We start from the raw sequence: 18018 nt of genomic DNA, 5'->3' as shown, positions 1-18018 counted from the left end.
ATGTCCACAGGAAAAATCGTTTCCTTTAAGACACTTAGCGGCACACGATTGCATACCGTCGCGGTCGGGCATGCTCAGAAACGAGCAGCGCCGCCCGCGTTCGCGGACGGCGCAAAGTGATCGGATTTCAGGGTCAGCTTAGATACAGACCACAGCCAGCGGCGGGAAGCCGTTGAAATTGACCGAAGAATAGGTCGAGGTATAGGCCCCGGTGTTGCGGATCAGAACCCGGTCACCGGCCTTCAGCGTCAGCGGCAGCGGCATCGGGCGCTTTTCATACAGCACGTCGGCGCTGTCGCAGGACGGGCCTGCCATGATGCAGGGGCCCATCTGGTCCGCATCGCGGGCGGTTTCGAACCGGTAACGGATTGCTTCGCCCTCGGTTTCGGCGAGGCCCGAGAAACGGCCGATCGACAGGAAAACCCAGCGGTGCAGGTCGCGGGTCGACTTGCGCGACACCATCAGCACCTCGGCGACGATGGTCCCGGCCTCGGCGACCATGCCCCGGCCCGGTTCGGCCATGATACGGGCGACATCGCCGAAACGGTCAGTGACCATGCGCATCACGTCGGCAGCATAGGCTTCGGGCGCGTCCACCTCTTCATCGTAGAAGGCCGGGAAGCCACCACCGATGTTGAGAAGGGTCAATTCGTGGCCTGCGGCGCGGGCGGCGTGCCAGGTGCGGGCGAGCGCGTCCAGCGCCGGGGCCCACATGGTGGCCTTGCGGGTCTGCGAACCGACGTGGAAGGAGAAACCGATGGGCGACAGGCCCAGCGATTTCGCCACGTCCAGCAGGCGTAGCGCCTCGTCGGCATCGCAGCCGAACTTGCGGGTCAGCGGCCAGTCGGCTTCGGACACCTCAACGATCAGGCGGATGTAGACCTGCGCGCCGGGGGCGTTTTCGGCGATCTTTTCCAGCTCTTCCTCGGCATCGGCGGCGAACAGGGAGATGCCCTGCGCAGCGGCCCAGGCGATATCGGCCGGGCGCTTGATGGTGTTGCCAAAGGAAATGCGGTCCGGGGTCGCCCCGGCCTCAAGGCAGGCCTCGATCTCGGCGCGGGAGGCGGCATCGAAGTTCGAGCCAAGCCCGGCCAGACGGCGCAGGATCGCCCCCGCCGGGTTCGCCTTGACGGCATAGTGGATATCGGCACGGCCAAGGCCAGCCTTCAGGGCGCGATACTGGGTTTCCACGCGGTCCACATCGACCACCAGCGTCGGGCGATCAAAGTCGGCGGTCGCGATGTAGGCATCAAGGCGAGAGGTATACTCGACCGGCAGAGCCGTTTCGGCCCCGGTGAACACTGCAGTCATATTCATCTCCAACTAGACCCGGCCATCTATGACCGCTCACTTCCAAAAGGAGACGTTACCGTCGCTACGTAAACACGTGTCAGCGTGACTGCATGACCGGCCAGAGGCGCGTGCGTTGGCGTCTGTGGAGGCGCATGTGGGGCATCGCATGAGTCGTTGCAAGAGAAGATTTTTCGCAAGATGCGAATATTTCGCTTTGCAGGGGTCGCTGACCCCCGCCGTTGTTCCCATGCAACAGAATTTGCGTCTGTTTTGATCAAATCACCCCGAAAACCCGTTATTTTTCAATGGATTTGATCAGATTTCACCAAACGTCCGGGTCGATGCCCTGTTCGGCCAGCGCCGCGAACTTGTCCTGCAAATATCGTTGGAACGGCTGGTTGAGGTATTCGCCAGTCGCCACGTATTCGAGGCCGGATAAGTGATGGAAGGGCTTGAAATATCCGGGCATCCGGAACGCCTCCGCCGCGCGCAGGTCCGTGGTGCCCGCGTTGGCCGCCGGGAAAATCACCTGCGTCGGGGTGAAGTTCACGAACCATTTACGGGCAAGGTCCCGCTCTTCCAGCTCTTCCCCGTCAAAGTCGATGACCGCGCGTGATCCCCAAAGATCAAGCTGAACAACATCGAAATGCGCGGTCAGATAGTCGGTGATCTCGGTCCGTTCGAAATTCACAGCGTGAAGTTCCCGGCAATAGGGACACCCACGCTGTTCGAACAGGACGATCAGACCGCGGCCCTGCGCGGCGGCCTCTTCAAGGTCCGGTCCCATCTCAAGGAAACTGTCCAGAAAGAACGGCTGATCATGCAACCCGTCGTCCCGAAGGACCGGTTCGGCACGACCCGCCTGCGCGGCGGCCAGCCCAAAGGCGGTTGCGGCAAGAAAGGCGCGTCTGTCCATGGTCTCCTCCCTGTTTGCAGGAAAGATAGCACGGGCCGACGCCCTGTCCAAAATCACGTCTTCGCGGGGGTCAGCGCACCTTGAGCGTGGCCAGCCCGATCATCGCGAGGATCAGCGAGATGATCCAGAACCGGATCACGATCTGCGGTTCGGCCCAGCCTTTTTTCTCGTAGTGGTGGTGGATCGGGGCCATCAGGAACACCCGCTTTCCGGTCCGCTTGAAGTAGAGCACCTGAATGATGACCGACAGCGCCTCGACCACGAACAGCCCGCCAACGATGGCCAGAACGATCTCGTGCTTGGTGGCGACCGCAATCGCCCCCAGCGCGCCACCTAGGGCCAGCGACCCGGTGTCGCCCATGAAAACAGCGGCCGGCGGCGCGTTATACCACAGGAACCCCAGCCCGCCGCCGATCAGCCCAGCACAGAAGATCAACAACTCGCCGGTATCGGGGACATAGTGCACGTCCAGATATTCGGTAAAGTCGACCCGGCCCACCGCATAGGCAATGACCCCAAAGGTCGCCGCCGCGATCATCACCGGCATGATCGCCAGCCCGTCCAGCCCGTCCGTCAGGTTCACCGCGTTCGCCGCGCCCACGATCACGATCATCGCGAAGGGGACGAACAGGACCCCCAGCGGCAGCAGGTATTCCTTGAACACCGGGAAAGCCACCTGGCCCGTCAGGTCCGCCGGATGCAACCACGCTGCCCAATACCCGGCAATCGCCGCAATCAAAAATCCCAGCAATAACCGGACCTTACCGGACACGCCCGCGGTCGTCTGCTTGCGCACCTTGGCATAGTCGTCGGCGAACCCGATCAGCGCATAGCCAAGGGTCACGAACATCACCAGCCAGACAAACCCGTTGTCCAGACGCGCCCAAAGAAGGGTCGAGGTGGTCAGCGCCGCGATGATCAACAGCCCGCCCATGGTCGGGGTCCCGGCCTTGGAAAAATGGCTTTCGGGGCCATCGTCGCGGATCGGCTGGCCCTTGCCTTGCTTGCGCCGCAGCACGTTGATCAGCGGCAGCCCGAACACGAAGCCGAACAGAAGCGCGGTAAAGAACGCCCCCCCGGCCCGGAAGGTGATATAGCGGAAGAGGTTGAACACATCCCCCCCGTCGGACAGCGCGGTCAACCAATACAGCATATACTCAAGCCCCTTCTTCGGAAGTTCTGCGGCCTTGCCCCAATTTACGCAGCGCGTCAACGACAAGGGAAACCTTGGACCCCTTCGATCCCTTCACCAGCACGACATCGCCCGCGTCGATCAGGCGGTGGGACTGGGCGGCCATGTCCTCGGCGTTTTCGGTCCAGCGGCCGCGCTTGCCTTCGGGCAGCGCCTCCCACAGGGATTTCATCCGGGGACCGGAACAATGGACCGTATCGACCGCCTGAAGCGACGGGTCATTTGCTACGCCCGCGTGCAGGGCCAGTTCTTCCGGTCCAAGTTCCAGCATGTCGCCCAGCACGGCGATCCGCCGCCCCTTGTGCACGCGGCCCACCCCGTCTCGCGGCGCGGTGGCGGCCAGCACCTCAAGCGCGGCGGACAGCGACGTGGGGTTGGCGTTGAAGGCGTCATCCATCAGGTCGAACCAGTCGTCGGACCGCGCCGGGTCCAAGGCCACCTTTTCCCGCGTCCCGCGCCCTTCGGGCGGCAGCCAGTGGACAAGATCATGGGCCGCAAGGATCGGGTCTGCCCCCAGCGCATCGACCACGGCCAGCACGCCCAGCGCATTGACCGCGAAATGCCGCCCCGCGACCGAAAGTTTGAACACCAGTTCCCCGACCTCGGGCAGATGCGCCCGGACCACGGTGCAATCAGCCCCCGCCCGCACGTCCAGAAGGTGCCAGGGGTTGTCATCCTCTGTCCCGAACCAGCGGCGCGGACCATCGGTATAGGTTTCGATGTCGATGACCCCATAGACATTCTCCGGCAGGTCGGCGGGCACGACGACGGTGCCGTCCTCGTCCAGCCCGGCGATGATCGACGCCTTTTCGCTGGCGATGCCTTCGATCCGGCCAAAGGCCTCCAGATGGGCGGCGGCAACGGTGGTGATCATCGCCACGTGTGGCCGGGCCATCCGCGACAGGGGCGCGATTTCGCCGGGATGGTTCATCCCGATCTCGATCACCGCATAATCCGTGTCGACCGGCATCCGCGCCAGCGTCAACGGCACGCCCCAATGGTTGTTGTAGGAGGCGACAGAGGCATGGGTGCGACCCTGCCGCGACAACACCTCGCGCAGCATTTCCTTGGTCGAGGTCTTGCCGACCGATCCCGTCACCGCGACAACGCGGGCCTTGCTGCGGGCGCGGCCCGCCTGCCCCAGCCGTTCCAGCGCCGATTGCACGTCGTCCACGATCAGCAGGGGCGCATCTTCGGCCACGCCTTCCGGGCGGTGTGTGACCATCGCCGCCGCCGCGCCCTTGGCCAGCGCCTGCGCCACGAAGTCATGCCCGTCCCGCGCGGCTGTCAGGGCCACGAACAGATCGCCCGGCTGGATCGTGCGGGTGTCAATGGACACGCCTGTTGCGGCCCAGTCGGTCGTCGCTGTCCCACCTGTTGCGGCTGCGGCCTCGGCTGCGGTCCAAAGCGCGGTCATATCCGGCCCTCCAGCGCGGCCACGGCGATGCTAGCCTGTTCGGCATCGTCAAAGGGCAGAACCAGATCGCCGACGATCTGCCCGGTTTCATGGCCCTTGCCCGCGATCAGCAGCGCGTCACCCGGTTGCAGGGCGTCCACGCCCCGCAGGATCGCCTCGGCCCGGTCGCCGACTTCTGTCGGCTCTCCACCCGCCGCTATTGCGCCTTCCATGACAGCCGCGCGGATGCTGGCCGGGTCTTCGCTGCGCGGGTTGTCATCGGTCACGATCACCACGTCGGCAAACTCTGCCGCCGCCTTGCCCATCAGCGGGCGCTTGCCCGCGTCACGGTCGCCGCCCGCGCCGACGATGGCAACGATCCGGCCCATGACATGGGGGCGGATCGCCTTGAGCGCGGTTTCAACCGCGTCGGGCGTATGGGCATAATCCACATAGACTGCCGCGCCATTGGTCCGCGTGGCGGCCAGTTCCATCCGGCCCCGGACGGTTGTCAGATGCGGCAGGGTATCAAAGACATGCGCCGGATCTTCGCCGGCCCCGATCACCAGCCCCGCCGCCAGAAGGACGTTCTGCGCCTGAAACCCACCAATTAAGTTCAGCCGGGCAGTATACACCTTGCTGCCCCAGGAAAACCGCAGGTCCTGCCCGGTCGCATCGAACCGCTGGCCCAGAAGCCGCAGATCTGCCGCCTCGTCACTTCCGACCAGTATCGTACGCTGACCCCGATCCTCGGCGATATTGGCCACCTCCAGCCCCTTCGGGTCGTCGATATTGATCACCGCCACCCCATCATCGGGCAGAACGCGGGTAAACAGGCCCATCTTCGCGTTGAAATAGGCATCGAAGGTCTTGTGGTAGTCCAGATGATCCTGGGTGAAGTTCGTGAACCCCGCCGCCTTCAGAACCACCCCATCCAGCCGCCGCTGATCCAGCCCATGGCTCGACGCCTCCATCGCCAGATGGGTGACACCGGCCTCTGCGGCCTCGGCCATGACCCGGTGCAGGGTGATCGGATCGGGCGTCGTGTGTTTCAGCGGATTGGTCCAATAGCCTTCGACCCCGGTGGTGCCAAGGTTGACAGCCTTGCGGTCCAGTTCTTCCCAGATCATCCGGCAAAAGGTGGACACCGAGGTCTTGCCGTTGGTGCCGGTCACGGCCACCGCCGTCCCCGGCTGCCGCCCGAACCACAGCGCGGCGGTCTGGGCCAGCGTCTGGCGCGGGTCCTCGGCCACGACGATCGCGGCGGTTGTCCCTTCCAGCACGTCAGCGGCAATGCGTTCGCCTTCGAAATCGGTCAGGATGGCGGCCGCCCCCATGGGCAGGGCGTATTGGATGAATTCGGCCCCGTGGAATTTGATCCCCGGCAAGGCGGCGAACAGCGTGCCTTCGCGCACCTCGCGGCTGTCAGCCGTGATCCCGGTAATGATCGCATCCGCCCCACCGCGCGCCGTAAGCCCAAGCGCGCCGAGGGTTGATCGTTTCTGTCCTGTCGCGCCCGTGCCTGCCATCTCTGCCCCGCCTTGCCGGTTCTAGTTCGAGGTGAGTGTTACACCCGTCACCGTGGCAGGTTCAATCTGTGGCCGTAACCCCAACAGCGGCGCGACGCGACGGATGATCTCTGCCGCAACAGGAACCGCGGTCCAGCCCGCAGTGCGGCGCGGTTCATCGCCGCTGGTTTCGGTGGGTTCATCCAGTGACACAACCAGCACATATTGCGGGTTGCTAGCGGGGAACAGGCTGGCAAAGGTCGCGATCACCTTGTCATCCATATAGCCACCGCCGCGCGGGTTGGGTTTTTCCGCCGTGCCGGTCTTGCCCGCCACTTCGTATCCCGCCACCTCGCCGAAAGACGCGGTGCCGCGCACCACGACCTGCCGCAGCATGTCGACGGCGGCGTCGGCGACCTCGGGCGACAGGACACGTTCGCCCCGTTGCGGTCCGTCTTGCACCAGAAGGGTCGGCGCCACGCGGGTGCCGCCATTGGCAATTGTCGCATAGGCCGCCGCAAGGTGCAGCGGAGAGGTGGACAGCCCGTGCCCATATGAAATCGTGACCGTATTCACCTCGCGCCAGGTCTGCGGGAAGATCGGGCGGCCTGTCGGTGCCTCGACCATCTCGACCGTGGTTGGGTCCATCAGGCCAAGCTCGCGCAGGAAGTCCTGCTGCCGTTCCGCCCCGATTTCCATCGCGATCCGGGCGGTGCCGACGTTCGACGATTTCACGATCACATCCGTGACCGACAGTTGCGGCCCGTAGTAGTGGAAATCGTTAATCGGAAAGCCGCCGACCCGCAGGGGCATGGTCGTATCGATCATGGTCGATGGGTTGGTCAGCCCCAGTTCCATCGACTGCGCAACGGTGAAGATCTTGAAGGTCGACCCAAGTTCATAAAGCCCCTGAACGTTGCGATTGAACAGCGGGCTGTCGGACTGGTCGCCTTCGGTCAGGGGACGGGGCCGGTTGTTCGGATCGAAATCCGGAAGGCTGGCCATGGCGATGATCTCGCCCGTGTGCACATCCATCAGAACCGCCGAGGCGCCCTTGGCGTTCATCAGCATCATGCCGCCCTGAAGCACCCGCTCCAGCGCCGCCTGAATGGTCAGGTCGATGGAGAGTTCAAGTGCCTCGCCTTCATTGGCCGGGTCGCGCAGGTAATCGTCGAACTGGCGTTCAACCCCGGCGACGCCGATCACCTCGGCGGAATCCACGCCTTCGCGGCCATAGCCCGCACCGCCAAGGATATGCGCCGCGATGGACCCATTGGGGTAAAGACGCATCTCGCGCGGGCCGAACAGAAGGCCGGGGTCACCGATATCATGGACCGCCTGCATCTGTTCGGGGCTGATCTGACGCCGAATCCACAGGAACTTCCGCGAACCGGTGAAATCTTCGTAAAGGTCGTCCGCGTCCAGTTCCGGGAAAATCGCCGCAAGACCGTCGGCAGCGCCGCGCGGGTCGATCATCTGCGGCGGTTGCGCGTAAAGCGCGTGGGTGTCGAAGTTCGTCGCGAGGATGCGGCCATTGCGGTCCAGAATATCGGCCCGCTGACCGATGATCGGGTTGCCGACGGCCGCTGTGCGCGGCTCTTCCGGCTCTGTAGCGGCAATTGCCCCCATGCGCAGGCCGATGGCCCCGAAGGCCGCGAAAAAGCACAGGCCCAGAACCAAAAGACGGCTTTCGGCGCGGTTTCGGGCGCGATCGCGCATCTGCTCATGCCGCTGGCGGCGGTTTTCGGCCTCGATCTCGGACGGGTTTTCGCCGTTGGCGCGGGCACGCAGAATGCGGGCAAGCGGGCGCAGCGGTGTGCGGATCATAGCGGCTCCTCCCCGGCGCGGGCATCACTGGAAACCTCGATCGGGTTGACGACAGGGAACAGCGGTTCCGGCGGATAGGTCACCTGATCCACCCGGCCAAAGCCGTCAGGCATCAGCGGCAGCAATCCCAGCCGGTCAAAATTCAGTTCCGCCAGATCCCGCAGCCGGTCGGGCCGGTTCAGATAGGCCCATTCGGCGCGCAGAACGCCCAGTTTCTCATGCGCCTCGCCGATCTCGCGATGCAGGCCCCGCACCTCGCGGATGGCGGTCTGCGTGGTATAATTTTCGTGATAGGCCCAATAGCCAAGGGCCATGACGACCAGTGCAGAGAAGACGTATAGCAGCCCCCGCATCACCTTTCCCCCTTCAACAGCGGCATTCCCAGCGCCGCCCGGTCCACCGTTCCCGCAGGCGCATCCGTGCGCCGCGCCACCCGCAGCTTTGCCGACCGCGACCGCGGGTTTTCCGCCAGTTCCTGTTCGTCCGGGCCAACGGCTTTGCGGGTCAGGATCTCGAAGGCGGGTTTGTCCTGTTCAAGCTGCGGGGCATAGCGGTTGGCGTTGCCGGTGCCGCCCGCCCGCGCCTGCATGAAGCGTTTGACCATCCGGTCCTCGACCGAATGAAACGTCACGACCGCCAGCAGGCCGCCTGGCTTTAACGCCCGCTCGGCGGCGGTCAGCCCCATGTACAGCTCGCCATATTCGTCATTCACCGCGATCCGCAGCGCCTGAAAGGTCCGGGTCGCGGGGTGGCTTTGGCCCGGCTTCTGGCGCGGCAGGCAGGATTGCACGACCTCGGCCAGTTGCAGGGTGGTGGTCAGCGGACGCGCCTTGACAATCGCCTTGGCGATCCGGCGGCTGGCCCGCTCTTCCCCGTAAAGGTAAATGATATCAGCCAGTTCCGCTTCGTCCGCCGTGTTGCACAGATCGGCGGCACTGGGGCCGGACTGGCTCATCCGCATGTCCAGCGGGCCATCCTTCATGAAGGAAAACCCACGTTCGGCAAGATCCAGCTGCATCGACGACACGCCAAGGTCCAGCACCACGCCGTCAAGATCGGTGCCGTAGTCATCCAACCGCGAAAACGTGCCCTCGACCAGTTCCAGCCGGTCGCCATAGTCACCAACCCAGGGCGCGGCCATTTCAAAGGCCAGCGGGTCGCGGTCCACGCCGATCACCTTTTCGGCCCCGGCGGCCAGCAGGGCGCGGGTATAGCCCCCGGCCCCGAATGTTCCGTCGAGCCAGACGCCGGACACCGGCGCGACCGCCTTGATCAGCGGCCGAAGCAGAACGGGGATGTGGGCGGTTTGGTCAGGCGTGGCAGCGCGTTCCATCCCCTATCCTCCCAACAAGGACAATGGATCGAAGTCGTCTGGCTGTTCGGCCAGCCAGTCGGACAATTCCTCGCCGACCGTGGCGCCGAAGGTCTCGGCCTTCCAGATCTCGAAATGATCGCCAACGCCCGAGAAATAGACCTCGCCCTCGGTCAGGCCAAGTTTCTGACGCTGGCGGATCGGCATGACCACGCGGCCATCCTTGTCCACGTCCAGTTTGATCGACTGACCAAGGAACAGGCGCGACAGGCGCTTGCGGTTCGGGTCGCCCAGCGGCATCGCCTTGATGCGGCCAGCCAGGGCGTTGAATTCCTCGACGGTATAGACGTGCAGCTGTTCTTTCAGGTGGTCGCCGTACAGCAGGTAAAGCGCGGGGGTCAGCCCCTCGGTCCAGGCGGGATCGCCAGATTCCAGCACACGGCGAAAATCGGCCGGAATGGACATCCGACCTTTCCCGTCCACTTTCTGGACGTATTCGCCTGTGAAACTCAGAACCACTGTCCCGCGGCCCTTTCCTTGCCCTGCCCCCGTTAAACCTGACCCCGGAAAGGAAACGGCGGATCGGACTGCTGCCACTGTCCGATCCGCCGCCCTCGTCCCTTTCGGGATGTCCGACTGCGCGCGCCACCTGGGGGGATGTCTGCTCGCTCGCGCGCCGGATCTCTTTGTTCGAAGGAAGCGGGTGCCTGTATGAAACCTGCGATTTTGCCGGTGGGGTTCTTTTGCCCCTTGTTCGATGTGCCCGTCTGCCTTTCGATGACCAAGGGATGCCATGGGATTTCATGGTAATCAACTGTTTTTTGCGCCACCCAGGCACAATACCTTGTCCGGAAGACGGGTCAAAAACAGCATCTTGTGTGAATTCAGTGCAAATGCATACGACCTATGGATGTCATTGTTGGACTAGGCACAATATATAGTGGCGACGTGAGGCATACGAAAAATCCCATGATTTCCCGGAAAATCGTAAAATTCTCATGCAGCATCGCAAAAAGTGGCCCGATACCCCATGATTCCATAGTTTCCCAGCACCCATTTCGCCCTTGATTCGCGCATCAAACCCGGCGGATTCCAGAAAATCCCGGAACCTGCTCGCGCCACGACGTTGTTGATTGGGTATTTGGGCTAGTCCGCCAGCCACTTGTACATGACAAGCGCATCGATCAGCCCCTTGGAAGGGTGATTGAAGGCGCGCGGCAGTTGCCCCACCACCTCGAACCCCAAACGCTGCCATAGGCCGACGGCGACGATGTTGGTGGACAGGACAAAGTTGAATTGCATGGCCTTGTAACCCAGTGCGCGGGCCTGATCCTGCGAGGCCTCGCACATGGCCCGCGCCAGCCCCCTGCCCTGCGCCTCGGGTGCGGTCATATAGCCGCAGTTGCACACATGCGCCCCGCCGCCCGCCTGATTGGTGCGGATGTAATAGGTGCCCAGCACCTGCCCCGCCTCTTCAACGACATAGCAGGCCGCGGGGCTGTCCATCCAATATGTCCGCGCCGCCTGTTCCGTGATCTCCGGGTCGATGGCATAGGTTTCGCCTGCCCGAAACGTGTCGCGCAGGATCGGCCAGATCTGCGGCCAATCCGCAGGCCGGGCCGGGCGAATGGTCACGCCACCCCCCCAGCGACGAGGCCGCGGGCCAATTGCGCGTAGGCCTCGGCCATCGGGCTGTCGCCGGCCGCGATGGGCGTGCCACCATCCCCGGCCAACCGGGTATCCAGATCAATCGGCAAGGCCCCCAGAAGCGGGACGCCCATCTTGTCGGCCTCGGCCCCGACACCGCCGTGTCCGAACAGATGCGCCTCGTGCCCGCAATTGGGGCAGACATAGGTGGACATGTTCTCGATCAGACCAAGGATCGGGGTCTTCAGGGTCTGGAACATGTCGATCGCCTTGCGCGCATCCAAAAGCGCCACATCCTGCGGGGTCGACACGACGATTGCCCCGGTTAGCGCGGTGCGCTGGCAGAGCGTCAGCTGCACATCACCGGTGCCCGGAGGCAGATCGATCAGCAGAACGTCCAGTTCTCCCCAGGCGACCTGCCCCAGCATCTGTTGCAGCGCCCCCATCAGCATCGGGCCACGCCAGACCACGGCCTTGTCCGGGTCCACCATCAGGCCGATGGACATCATGGTGACGCCATGCGCCTGCAATGGGATGATCGTCTTGCCATCGGGCGAGGCTGGGCGCTTCGACACGCCCATCATCCGGGGCTGCGACGGACCATATATATCCGCGTCCAGCAGGCCCACCTTGCGGCCCTGTCGGGCCAGCGCGACCGCAAGGTTGGACGACACAGTGGATTTCCCCACGCCGCCCTTGCCCGATCCGATGGCGATGATGTGTTTCACGCCCGGCACGCCCGCGGGACCGCCCTGTTGCGGGGTCGGGTGACCGCCGATCTTCAGGCTGGGCGGCTCTCCCGGCGGCGGCGCCTTGGGCGCGGCCGGACCATGCGCGGTCAGCACGGCCGATACCGTATCAACACCCGGCACAGCACGCGCAGCGGCCTCGGCGGCCTGCTGAACAGCGGCCATGCCGCGTGCGGCTTCGGGCGTCGGCGCCTCGATCACAAAGCGGACGGTGCCGCCATCTACCGTCAGGGCGCGGATCATGTCGCGGCTGATCAGATCGCCCCCATCCGGCAAACCGACCTTGCTCAGCGCGGCTGTGATCTGCTCTTTCGATACGGTCATGGCTGCGTTCCCTTCTGTCCGCGGCGGTGCCCGGAAGGATTGTCGAAGATTCCTGTCAAGTGCAAGCCCCCCGGATTCTCGCGAAAAATTTACCTTTACGCTGGGTCACTTAGCAGGACTGACCAATAGTTGTGCGCAGACATTCGCCGGACGCGAGTGACATGCAAATGCTGCATGGCAGCATTGATGAAAAGCCGGATTGTGCATCCGCAGCATTGGCCCCAAATTGACTTCAACGACGCGGCGATAGCGCAAACGGTCACAGACCAGCCTGCCGCGCCAAACCGAAGATGATGATGAAAGAGAGAATGAACATGGCATACGCAACTGATTTTCGCGCTGCCCGTTTCCCGCTGATGGCCCGCCTGTCGGGTCTGCGCGCCGAACTGGCCGAACGCGCCCGCAAGAACCGCGTCTATCGCGACACACTGAATGAACTGGCCGTGATGACCGACCGTGACCTTGCCGATATCGGCATCTCGCGCTCGATGATCAAGGGCGTCGCTTTGGAAGCTGCCAAGCGCGCCTGAGCCAAGACATCGGGGCTGCCTCCTCCTCCCTGCGGCCCTGACAGAACGACCCGCGCTTCTCCTCCTCCCTAGTTGCGGGCCGTGACAACGGCGATGGGGCCTCTCCTCCTCCCTGGCCCCATCGCCTGAAAATTCAGCCAGCCGCCGCGCTCCTCCTCCCTGCGGCCCCTGGCAGATAGGATCCACGCCGCTCTCCTCCTCCCTGCGGCAGGATCCGCACCGGCAGGCGCTTCCTCCTCCTCCCTGAGGTGCCTGCTCCAAAAAGAGACGGCGGTATCCCCCTCCTCCCGGGATACCGCCGTTTTCCGTCTTGGGGCCTGGATTGGTCTAACGGTCCGCCAGCCGTCGAACCTCGTCGTAGAACCGCAGTTCGGTACCAAGATAGCGCGAGCCTTCAATCGAAAGGTGCCCGGCGTCCCGATACATGAAGGTCGACCCGACCATCGTATCGCAAGCCCCGTTCGGACAGATCAGCCGGTCGAGGTAGAAAACCCGGATGTCCGGTTCGGCGCTGCGTAGGAAATCAAAGATGGTTTCATTGGCCGGGTGCACATCTTCGCGCAGGAAATCGCAGGAATCCCGCGGCAGATCCGACCGAAGCACCGAGACAAGGCACTGCCCAAGGTTTTCACCCGTCACAGGTGGCGGAGAGACATAGACCAGTGTCTTACCCTGCGCCTCAAGCCGCCTTGTCGTGTCGATCATCACTTGCCGGACCGCTGCCGCCTGACCTTCCTCCAGCATCTCGCCATTCGACTGTAGCAGCGAATGGTGGATCAACCCGAAGGGCGACGAGGCGACAACGTATTTGATCGACGGCTGTTCGGCTAGCCAATCCAGCACCTGATCATTGAATGCGATACAGCCTTCAGCCCAGGATTCCGGGTAGTCGGCCGTGACCACGGCAAGCCCCGGAACCGGCGCGCAGACCGATTTGGTGTGCTGGATCATCCCGTCCCATTGCGTCCCGACCGACAGGGCTGGCGCAAGATGCATGGCAAAGCTGTCACCCCAAAGCAGAACACCGGGCCGGACCGAGGTGCGGCAATTGGGCGACAGCGTGAACGCCCCTTCACAGTCGGGATGCAGCCCGTAGTTCGTGGCGATCTTCGCTTCGATATCCTGATCCAGGGTTGTCATGCCCGCACTGTCCGGCCGGGTCAGGCCCAACGCGAAGACAACCCCGACAAGGGCAATTGCGCCGCCAGCGACCGGCAGAAGAACCAACAGGCCGCGGGTCGAAACGACCGCCTCTGCCCCGCGCTTGCGGAACGGGCGTTCCACAAGGAAATAGGTCGCCGTCGCCAATACAAGCGACAGCAACACCAAGGCCCCAAGGTAGGTGGGGCTGGGCGGGGTCGCATTCCACAGGCGCGCGAACACCAGAACCGGAACATGCCAAAGATAGGCCCCATAGCTGATCAACCCGATCCCGACGAGCGGCCGGAATGACAAGAGCGCCACAAGCGGACCCCGGGCGAACAGAAGGACCGCCGCCGTGCCAAGAACCAGCGGCAGGGTGTAAAGCGATGGTGCCGGGACCGAGGCGTCGAAGGCCGCCAAGGAATAGAACACCGCCGCGAGTCCCGCCGCCGCAAGGGCATGCGCCACCCCATCCGGCACAGAGGCCGCGCGGCCCACGATCACCGCCGCCCCTGCCCCGATCAGCAATTCCCACGCCCGCGATCCCAGCAAGTAAAAGTTCGCCGATGGCCCGGCCTCTACCAGCCAAAGGCAGGTCAGGAAACTGGCCAGCACAAGCAGCAGGATCCCGGCCCCAGCAATCCGCCGTGGGAGCTTCCATCCGATCAGGACCAGCAAGGGAAAGACGAAATAGAACTGCTCTTCGACCGCAAGGCTCCATGTGTGCAGCAAGGGGTTCAGTTCGGCGTCGGCCATGAAATAGCCCGTGTTCATCCAGAACAGGATGTTGGAGGAAAACAGGGTCGTCGCCACGAGGCCCTGCCCGAATTCGGCAAGTTGCGACGGCAGCATCAAGACCATCGCGGCAGGGATCGTGGCGGCAAGGACAACGAACAGGACCGGCAGGATGCGCCGCGCGCGCCGTTCGTAAAACCTGCCAAAGCTGAACGTGCCGTTTTGCAGGTCGTGGACCAGCAGGCCGGTGATCAAGAACCCGGAAATGACAAAGAACACATCAACCCCAAGGAACCCCGAGGGCAGGATCCGGTCGTCGGCGTGGTAGGCAATGACGGCAAGCACCGCGATGGCCCTGAGGCCATCAATCTCGGGACGGTATCTCACGGGCTGGAAACTCCTGTGTCGTGTTCGGTCGGGCCCCTTCTGCGCCGCGTCGCGAAAAGCGCCTCGGGCATTGAAACCCTGTCTGGTGGCAGCCCAAGTTCGGCCGCGCGCCGTTGCAGTTTCTGCCAACCGGGAAGCCGCCCCGATGCCGCCCGGATAACCGCGTGGATCGACGAAATGTAGATCAGCTGCCGATACCCGAACCGAAGGATCGGGGTCAGCAACAGCAGCCGCCAGCTAAAGCGTCTTTCGAACCAGAACGCGGCAAAGGTGTTGACCAGATCAAGCGCCAGCAAAACGAAATAGCTTGCAATCACCGCTACCGGAAGCGGACCCATGGTTTCCATCCCGTCGGTGGCGGCGACGAACGCCAGTTTCACAAGGATGAACAAAAGCAGGATATCGACCAGTGGCGACAGAAAGCTGGTCAACAGGCTGAACCAGATGGCGTCCATGATGGAAATAATCCCGATCGGCTGAAACTCCGATATCGTTCGGCGGTGTTTCCATGATGTCTGAAGCATCCCAAGCGTCCAGCGCAGTCGCTGTTTCAGGAACGGCGCCACATGCGACGGTGCCTCGGTATAGGCGCGGGCGTTTTCCTGAAAACTGACCTTGTAGCCCGCCCTGTGCACTGCGACCGTCAGATCGGCATCTTCCGTGATCGTGTCGCCGGAATACTTGCCTGCCGCCTGGACCGCCGCAACCCGCCAGCCCCCGATCGCGCCGGGAACAACGAAAATGCCGTTAAAGACCTCGAAACTGCGGCGGGTGACGCTTTGACTGACCCGGTATTCAAGTGCCTGGCACCAGGTCAGGAAGTTGTGCGGGTTGCTGACCTCGACAAAACCTGCCACCGCGCCGACGCGTTCATCCTTGAACGGCTGGACAAGCCACCACAGCGCCTTCGGGTCCAGCACCGTATCGGCATCAACACCCACGAAGAACGGCGTCCGAACGTGATCGAGTGCACGGTTTTCAGCCTTCCACTTGCCGCCGTTGCGTTGCGCGATCAGCCGGACCCGCGGGTTCGACCCAAAGGCCCTGTCTACCACGGCAGATGTGTCATCGGACGATCCGTCATCGACGACCAGAACCTCGAAATTTGGGTAGTCGGATTCCAGGATCGAATTGATGCTGTGCACGATGACCTTGCTTTCATTGTAGGCGGGCACGATCACCGTGACTCCGGGGCAGAACGACCGATCTATCGGAGGGGTCGGTCGACGGATGAAAGCAAGCGCAAGGTAGATCAACGACCGGATGACCGCGAAAATCAGAAGGCACAAGAAAACGAAGGTCAGCTTGAAGTACCAGAATTTAAGAACGGCATAGGACACGGTATCGCGCCAGACAGCGGCCCGGCTGGATGGGGGCATAAGCGTCTGGTGCGCCAGCCCGGTCCCTTCGGCAAGCGACCGGATCGCGAAACCGTCCCGCCTGAGATCCAGCAACACCCGTGGCAGCGCGGCGACACTTTGGTCTGCGGTCGGGCTGGTCAGATCAAAGGTCAGAACCGCAGGGCGCCCGGACAGGTTCGCATCGCGCAACTGATCCATCATGCCGTCCCTATCGGCGACGATGTCGCGCACCGTGGCCCCCGATCCGATCGGCAGATAGCCCTGCTCGGTCAACCGCAGGGTCGCGTCCAGCTGCATGGGCGTTGACGGGCTTCCCAGCGGCCGGTGCCATGCCCGCGCCGCAGCCGTCCGGTTATTGGTCAGATGCGCAATAAGCTGCTGGGCACCGTTGTTGAACACATCCTCGACCCGCGCCTCGAACGTGCCGGGTTCGGCGTGGCTCTTGATCATCACGCCAATGGTATGGCCGCGCCCGATCAGGTCGTTCAGGGACTCCCCTTGCCCAAGTATCTGTTGATCGGTCATGAAGAACGTCGCGCTGATCCGGCTGTCTTCGAGGGTGCGCAAGAGGGTTGACCAATGGGGTTCCGCGATCGTGCCGTCAAAGGTCAACAACGCCGTTCCACTGGGAACCGCCATGGTGCGGACAACCGTTGCCGGGCGCGGCGCCGTCACCATCCGCTGGCCAATAACCCGCCCGGCGTCGTCCACGTCGATCTGGCGTTCCCCTGCAATGGCCGGATCAATCCGGGTCACGGCGATGCCGGACCCAACCTCCAGCACCCTGTCCTGCATCCCGATAGGTTCACGCAGGGCATCACGGGCCGCGGGGTTTCCTGACGGGGCGCGCAAGATCGGCCAGATCGACGGATCTTCGAACCCGAGGGGCCAGACGACCACCGCCGGACCATCACCGACTTCGGCAAGTTGATTGTAGAACGACACCCCGTCCAGCAGCCAGATCCGGTTCGGGCGCCGGGCCTCGTCCACATAGCTGATTTGTGAGGTTCCAAGGCGGCTGCTGTATCCGATCTGCCCATCGTTCATCGACATCAGCCAGGATGCTTCGGCAAAGGATACAGGGCGGCTTGTTGCGCTGCCGCTGGTCCAGATCGACCCGAAGGTCCCCAGCGCAATCCCGCGCCGGGCCGGGTCCATGACGCCGATCACCGGCATTACCCGTTCTTCGAACCACTGGGTTGGGGCCAGAGGTTCGAAGATGGTTGTCGTTTCCTGGAACCCGGTCACAATGGTCAGGTCAAAGGTGCCGGTGACAATGGACGACGTCCAGAATTCGGCCTCGGGCGCGGCAATCAGGCACAGCTTGCCGATGTCGGCCCGGTATTGCGCCATGTCGTTGGCCAGCGCCTCCATTTCCTCCGCACCCAGACCCGGCGCGCGCCTGACGTCCAGACAAACGCCCGCCGATGGACGGTCTTTGACCGCGGCAATCAGGCTTCCGGTCAAACTGTTTCGAACCCCCGGATCAGACAGGGAGGCCGCAATATCCTCTGCAGTCAGGTCGGGCGCGGGCGCCACGGCAAGAAACCGGTCCGGACCGGTTTGCCGGGGGTAGCCGAAGAAAGGATCATCCGACAGGGCGCGCAATCGCAGGACCGCGCCGGATGGAATAGCCCCCTGAAAGTGGTCCACCAACTGGGATAGTTTGTCCCGCAAATTGGAGGATCAGCGATGGCT

14 protein-coding genes are annotated in these 18018 nt (G+C 63.4%); 1 reads left to right on the top strand and 13 read right to left on the bottom strand.

The window, feature by feature from the left end:
• Window positions 1–138: 138 nt before the first annotated feature.
• From U3648_RS07070 to U3648_RS07020, 11 genes are all read right to left on the bottom strand, one after another.
• A complete protein-coding gene (locus U3648_RS07070; protein ID WP_420858545.1) occupies window positions 139–1311 on the bottom strand; it encodes a type III PLP-dependent enzyme in 1173 nt (390 codons plus the stop codon).
• Window positions 1312–1615: 304 nt separating this feature from the next.
• Entirely contained in the window at window positions 1616–2209 is a 594-nt protein-coding gene (locus U3648_RS07065; protein ID WP_420858544.1) for a thioredoxin family protein, read from the bottom strand.
• 70 nt (window positions 2210–2279) lie between these two features.
• Window positions 2280–3362 carry a phospho-N-acetylmuramoyl-pentapeptide-transferase gene (gene mraY / locus U3648_RS07060; protein ID WP_420858543.1) on the bottom strand — a complete coding sequence of 361 codons (1083 nt, stop codon included), beginning with the start codon at window positions 3360–3362 and terminating at the stop codon, window positions 2280–2282.
• A 4-nt stretch (window positions 3363–3366) separates the two neighbouring features.
• Window positions 3367–4818 (bottom strand): UDP-N-acetylmuramoyl-tripeptide--D-alanyl-D-alanine ligase, encoded by a 1452-nt coding sequence (locus U3648_RS07055; protein ID WP_420858542.1) that lies wholly within the window; start codon window positions 4816–4818, stop codon window positions 3367–3369.
• Window positions 4815–6326, bottom strand: coding sequence for a UDP-N-acetylmuramoyl-L-alanyl-D-glutamate--2,6-diaminopimelate ligase (locus U3648_RS07050; protein ID WP_420858541.1), 1512 nt, complete (start codon window positions 6324–6326; stop codon window positions 4815–4817). The genes U3648_RS07055 and U3648_RS07050 overlap by 4 nt, the downstream gene beginning before the upstream one ends.
• Before the next feature lie 21 nt (window positions 6327–6347).
• On the bottom strand, window positions 6348–8132 hold the full coding sequence (locus U3648_RS07045) for a peptidoglycan D,D-transpeptidase FtsI family protein (RefSeq protein WP_420858540.1): 1785 nt from the start codon (window positions 8130–8132) through the stop codon (window positions 6348–6350).
• Entirely contained in the window at window positions 8129–8485 is a 357-nt protein-coding gene (gene ftsL, locus U3648_RS07040) for a cell division protein FtsL (RefSeq protein ID WP_420858539.1), read from the bottom strand. The genes U3648_RS07045 and ftsL overlap by 4 nt, the downstream gene beginning before the upstream one ends.
• Entirely contained in the window at window positions 8485–9465 is a 981-nt protein-coding gene (gene rsmH / locus U3648_RS07035; RefSeq protein WP_420858538.1) for a 16S rRNA (cytosine(1402)-N(4))-methyltransferase RsmH, read from the bottom strand. The genes ftsL and rsmH overlap by 1 nt, the downstream gene beginning before the upstream one ends.
• A gap of 3 nt (window positions 9466–9468) precedes the next feature.
• Entirely contained in the window at window positions 9469–9909 is a 441-nt protein-coding gene (locus tag U3648_RS07030) for a division/cell wall cluster transcriptional repressor MraZ (RefSeq protein WP_242494283.1), read from the bottom strand.
• 681 nt (window positions 9910–10590) lie between these two features.
• A complete protein-coding gene (locus U3648_RS07025; protein WP_420858537.1) occupies window positions 10591–11079 on the bottom strand; it encodes a GNAT family N-acetyltransferase in 489 nt (162 codons plus the stop codon).
• Window positions 11076–12164: an Mrp/NBP35 family ATP-binding protein gene (locus U3648_RS07020; RefSeq protein ID WP_420858536.1), complete on the bottom strand. Its 1089-nt coding sequence runs from the start codon at window positions 12162–12164 to the stop codon at window positions 11076–11078. Before U3648_RS07020 ends, U3648_RS07025 begins: the two co-directional genes overlap by 4 nt.
• Window positions 12165–12478: 314 nt before the next feature.
• On the opposite strand from U3648_RS07020, the gene U3648_RS07015 reads away from it, so the two are divergent.
• A complete protein-coding gene (locus U3648_RS07015; RefSeq protein WP_420858535.1) occupies window positions 12479–12694 on the top strand; it encodes a DUF1127 domain-containing protein in 216 nt (71 codons plus the stop codon).
• A gap of 327 nt (window positions 12695–13021) precedes the next feature.
• Here U3648_RS07015 and U3648_RS07010 read toward each other — a convergent pair whose 3' ends face one another.
• Together U3648_RS07010 and U3648_RS07005 are read right to left on the bottom strand one after the other, a co-directional pair.
• Window positions 13022–14959, bottom strand: coding sequence for an acyltransferase family protein (locus tag U3648_RS07010; protein ID WP_420858534.1), 1938 nt, complete (start codon window positions 14957–14959; stop codon window positions 13022–13024).
• Window positions 14956–17973: a trifunctional glycoside hydrolase family 18/polysaccharide deacetylase/glycosyltransferase family 2 protein gene (locus U3648_RS07005; protein WP_420858533.1), complete on the bottom strand. Its 3018-nt coding sequence runs from the start codon at window positions 17971–17973 to the stop codon at window positions 14956–14958. The genes U3648_RS07010 and U3648_RS07005 overlap by 4 nt, the downstream gene beginning before the upstream one ends.
• Window positions 17974–18018: the final 45 nt, after the last annotated feature.

This window comes from Marivivens marinus, assembly GCF_035969385.1.
GTDB lineage: Bacteria > Pseudomonadota > Alphaproteobacteria > Rhodobacterales > Rhodobacteraceae > SELP01.
The sequence above is the reverse complement of the archived record's forward strand: the minus strand, read 5'-3'. Positions and strand labels throughout refer to the sequence as shown.

What these genes read in the sequence shown, in the direction of transcription:
- U3648_RS07070 (WP_420858545.1), bottom strand. Translation starts at nt 1,311, where the DNA reads ATGACTGCAGTGTTCACCGGGGCCGAAACGGCTCTGCCGGTCGAGTAT.
- U3648_RS07065 (WP_420858544.1), bottom strand. Translation starts at nt 2,209, where the DNA reads ATGGACAGACGCGCCTTTCTTGCCGCAACCGCCTTTGGGCTGGCCGCC.
- mraY (WP_420858543.1), bottom strand. Translation starts at nt 3,362, where the DNA reads ATGCTGTATTGGTTGACCGCGCTGTCCGACGGGGGGGATGTGTTCAAC.
- U3648_RS07055 (WP_420858542.1), bottom strand. Translation starts at nt 4,818, where the DNA reads ATGACCGCGCTTTGGACCGCAGCCGAGGCCGCAGCCGCAACAGGTGGG.
- U3648_RS07050 (WP_420858541.1), bottom strand. Translation starts at nt 6,326, where the DNA reads ATGGCAGGCACGGGCGCGACAGGACAGAAACGATCAACCCTCGGCGCG.
- U3648_RS07045 (WP_420858540.1), bottom strand. Translation starts at nt 8,132, where the DNA reads ATGATCCGCACACCGCTGCGCCCGCTTGCCCGCATTCTGCGTGCCCGC.
- ftsL (WP_420858539.1), bottom strand. Translation starts at nt 8,485, where the DNA reads ATGCGGGGGCTGCTATACGTCTTCTCTGCACTGGTCGTCATGGCCCTT.
- rsmH (WP_420858538.1), bottom strand. Translation starts at nt 9,465, where the DNA reads ATGGAACGCGCTGCCACGCCTGACCAAACCGCCCACATCCCCGTTCTG.
- U3648_RS07030 (WP_242494283.1), bottom strand. Translation starts at nt 9,909, where the DNA reads ATGTCCATTCCGGCCGATTTTCGCCGTGTGCTGGAATCTGGCGATCCC.
- U3648_RS07020 (WP_420858536.1), bottom strand. Translation starts at nt 12,164, where the DNA reads ATGACCGTATCGAAAGAGCAGATCACAGCCGCGCTGAGCAAGGTCGGT.
- U3648_RS07015 (WP_420858535.1), top strand. Translation starts at nt 12,479, where the DNA reads ATGGCATACGCAACTGATTTTCGCGCTGCCCGTTTCCCGCTGATGGCC.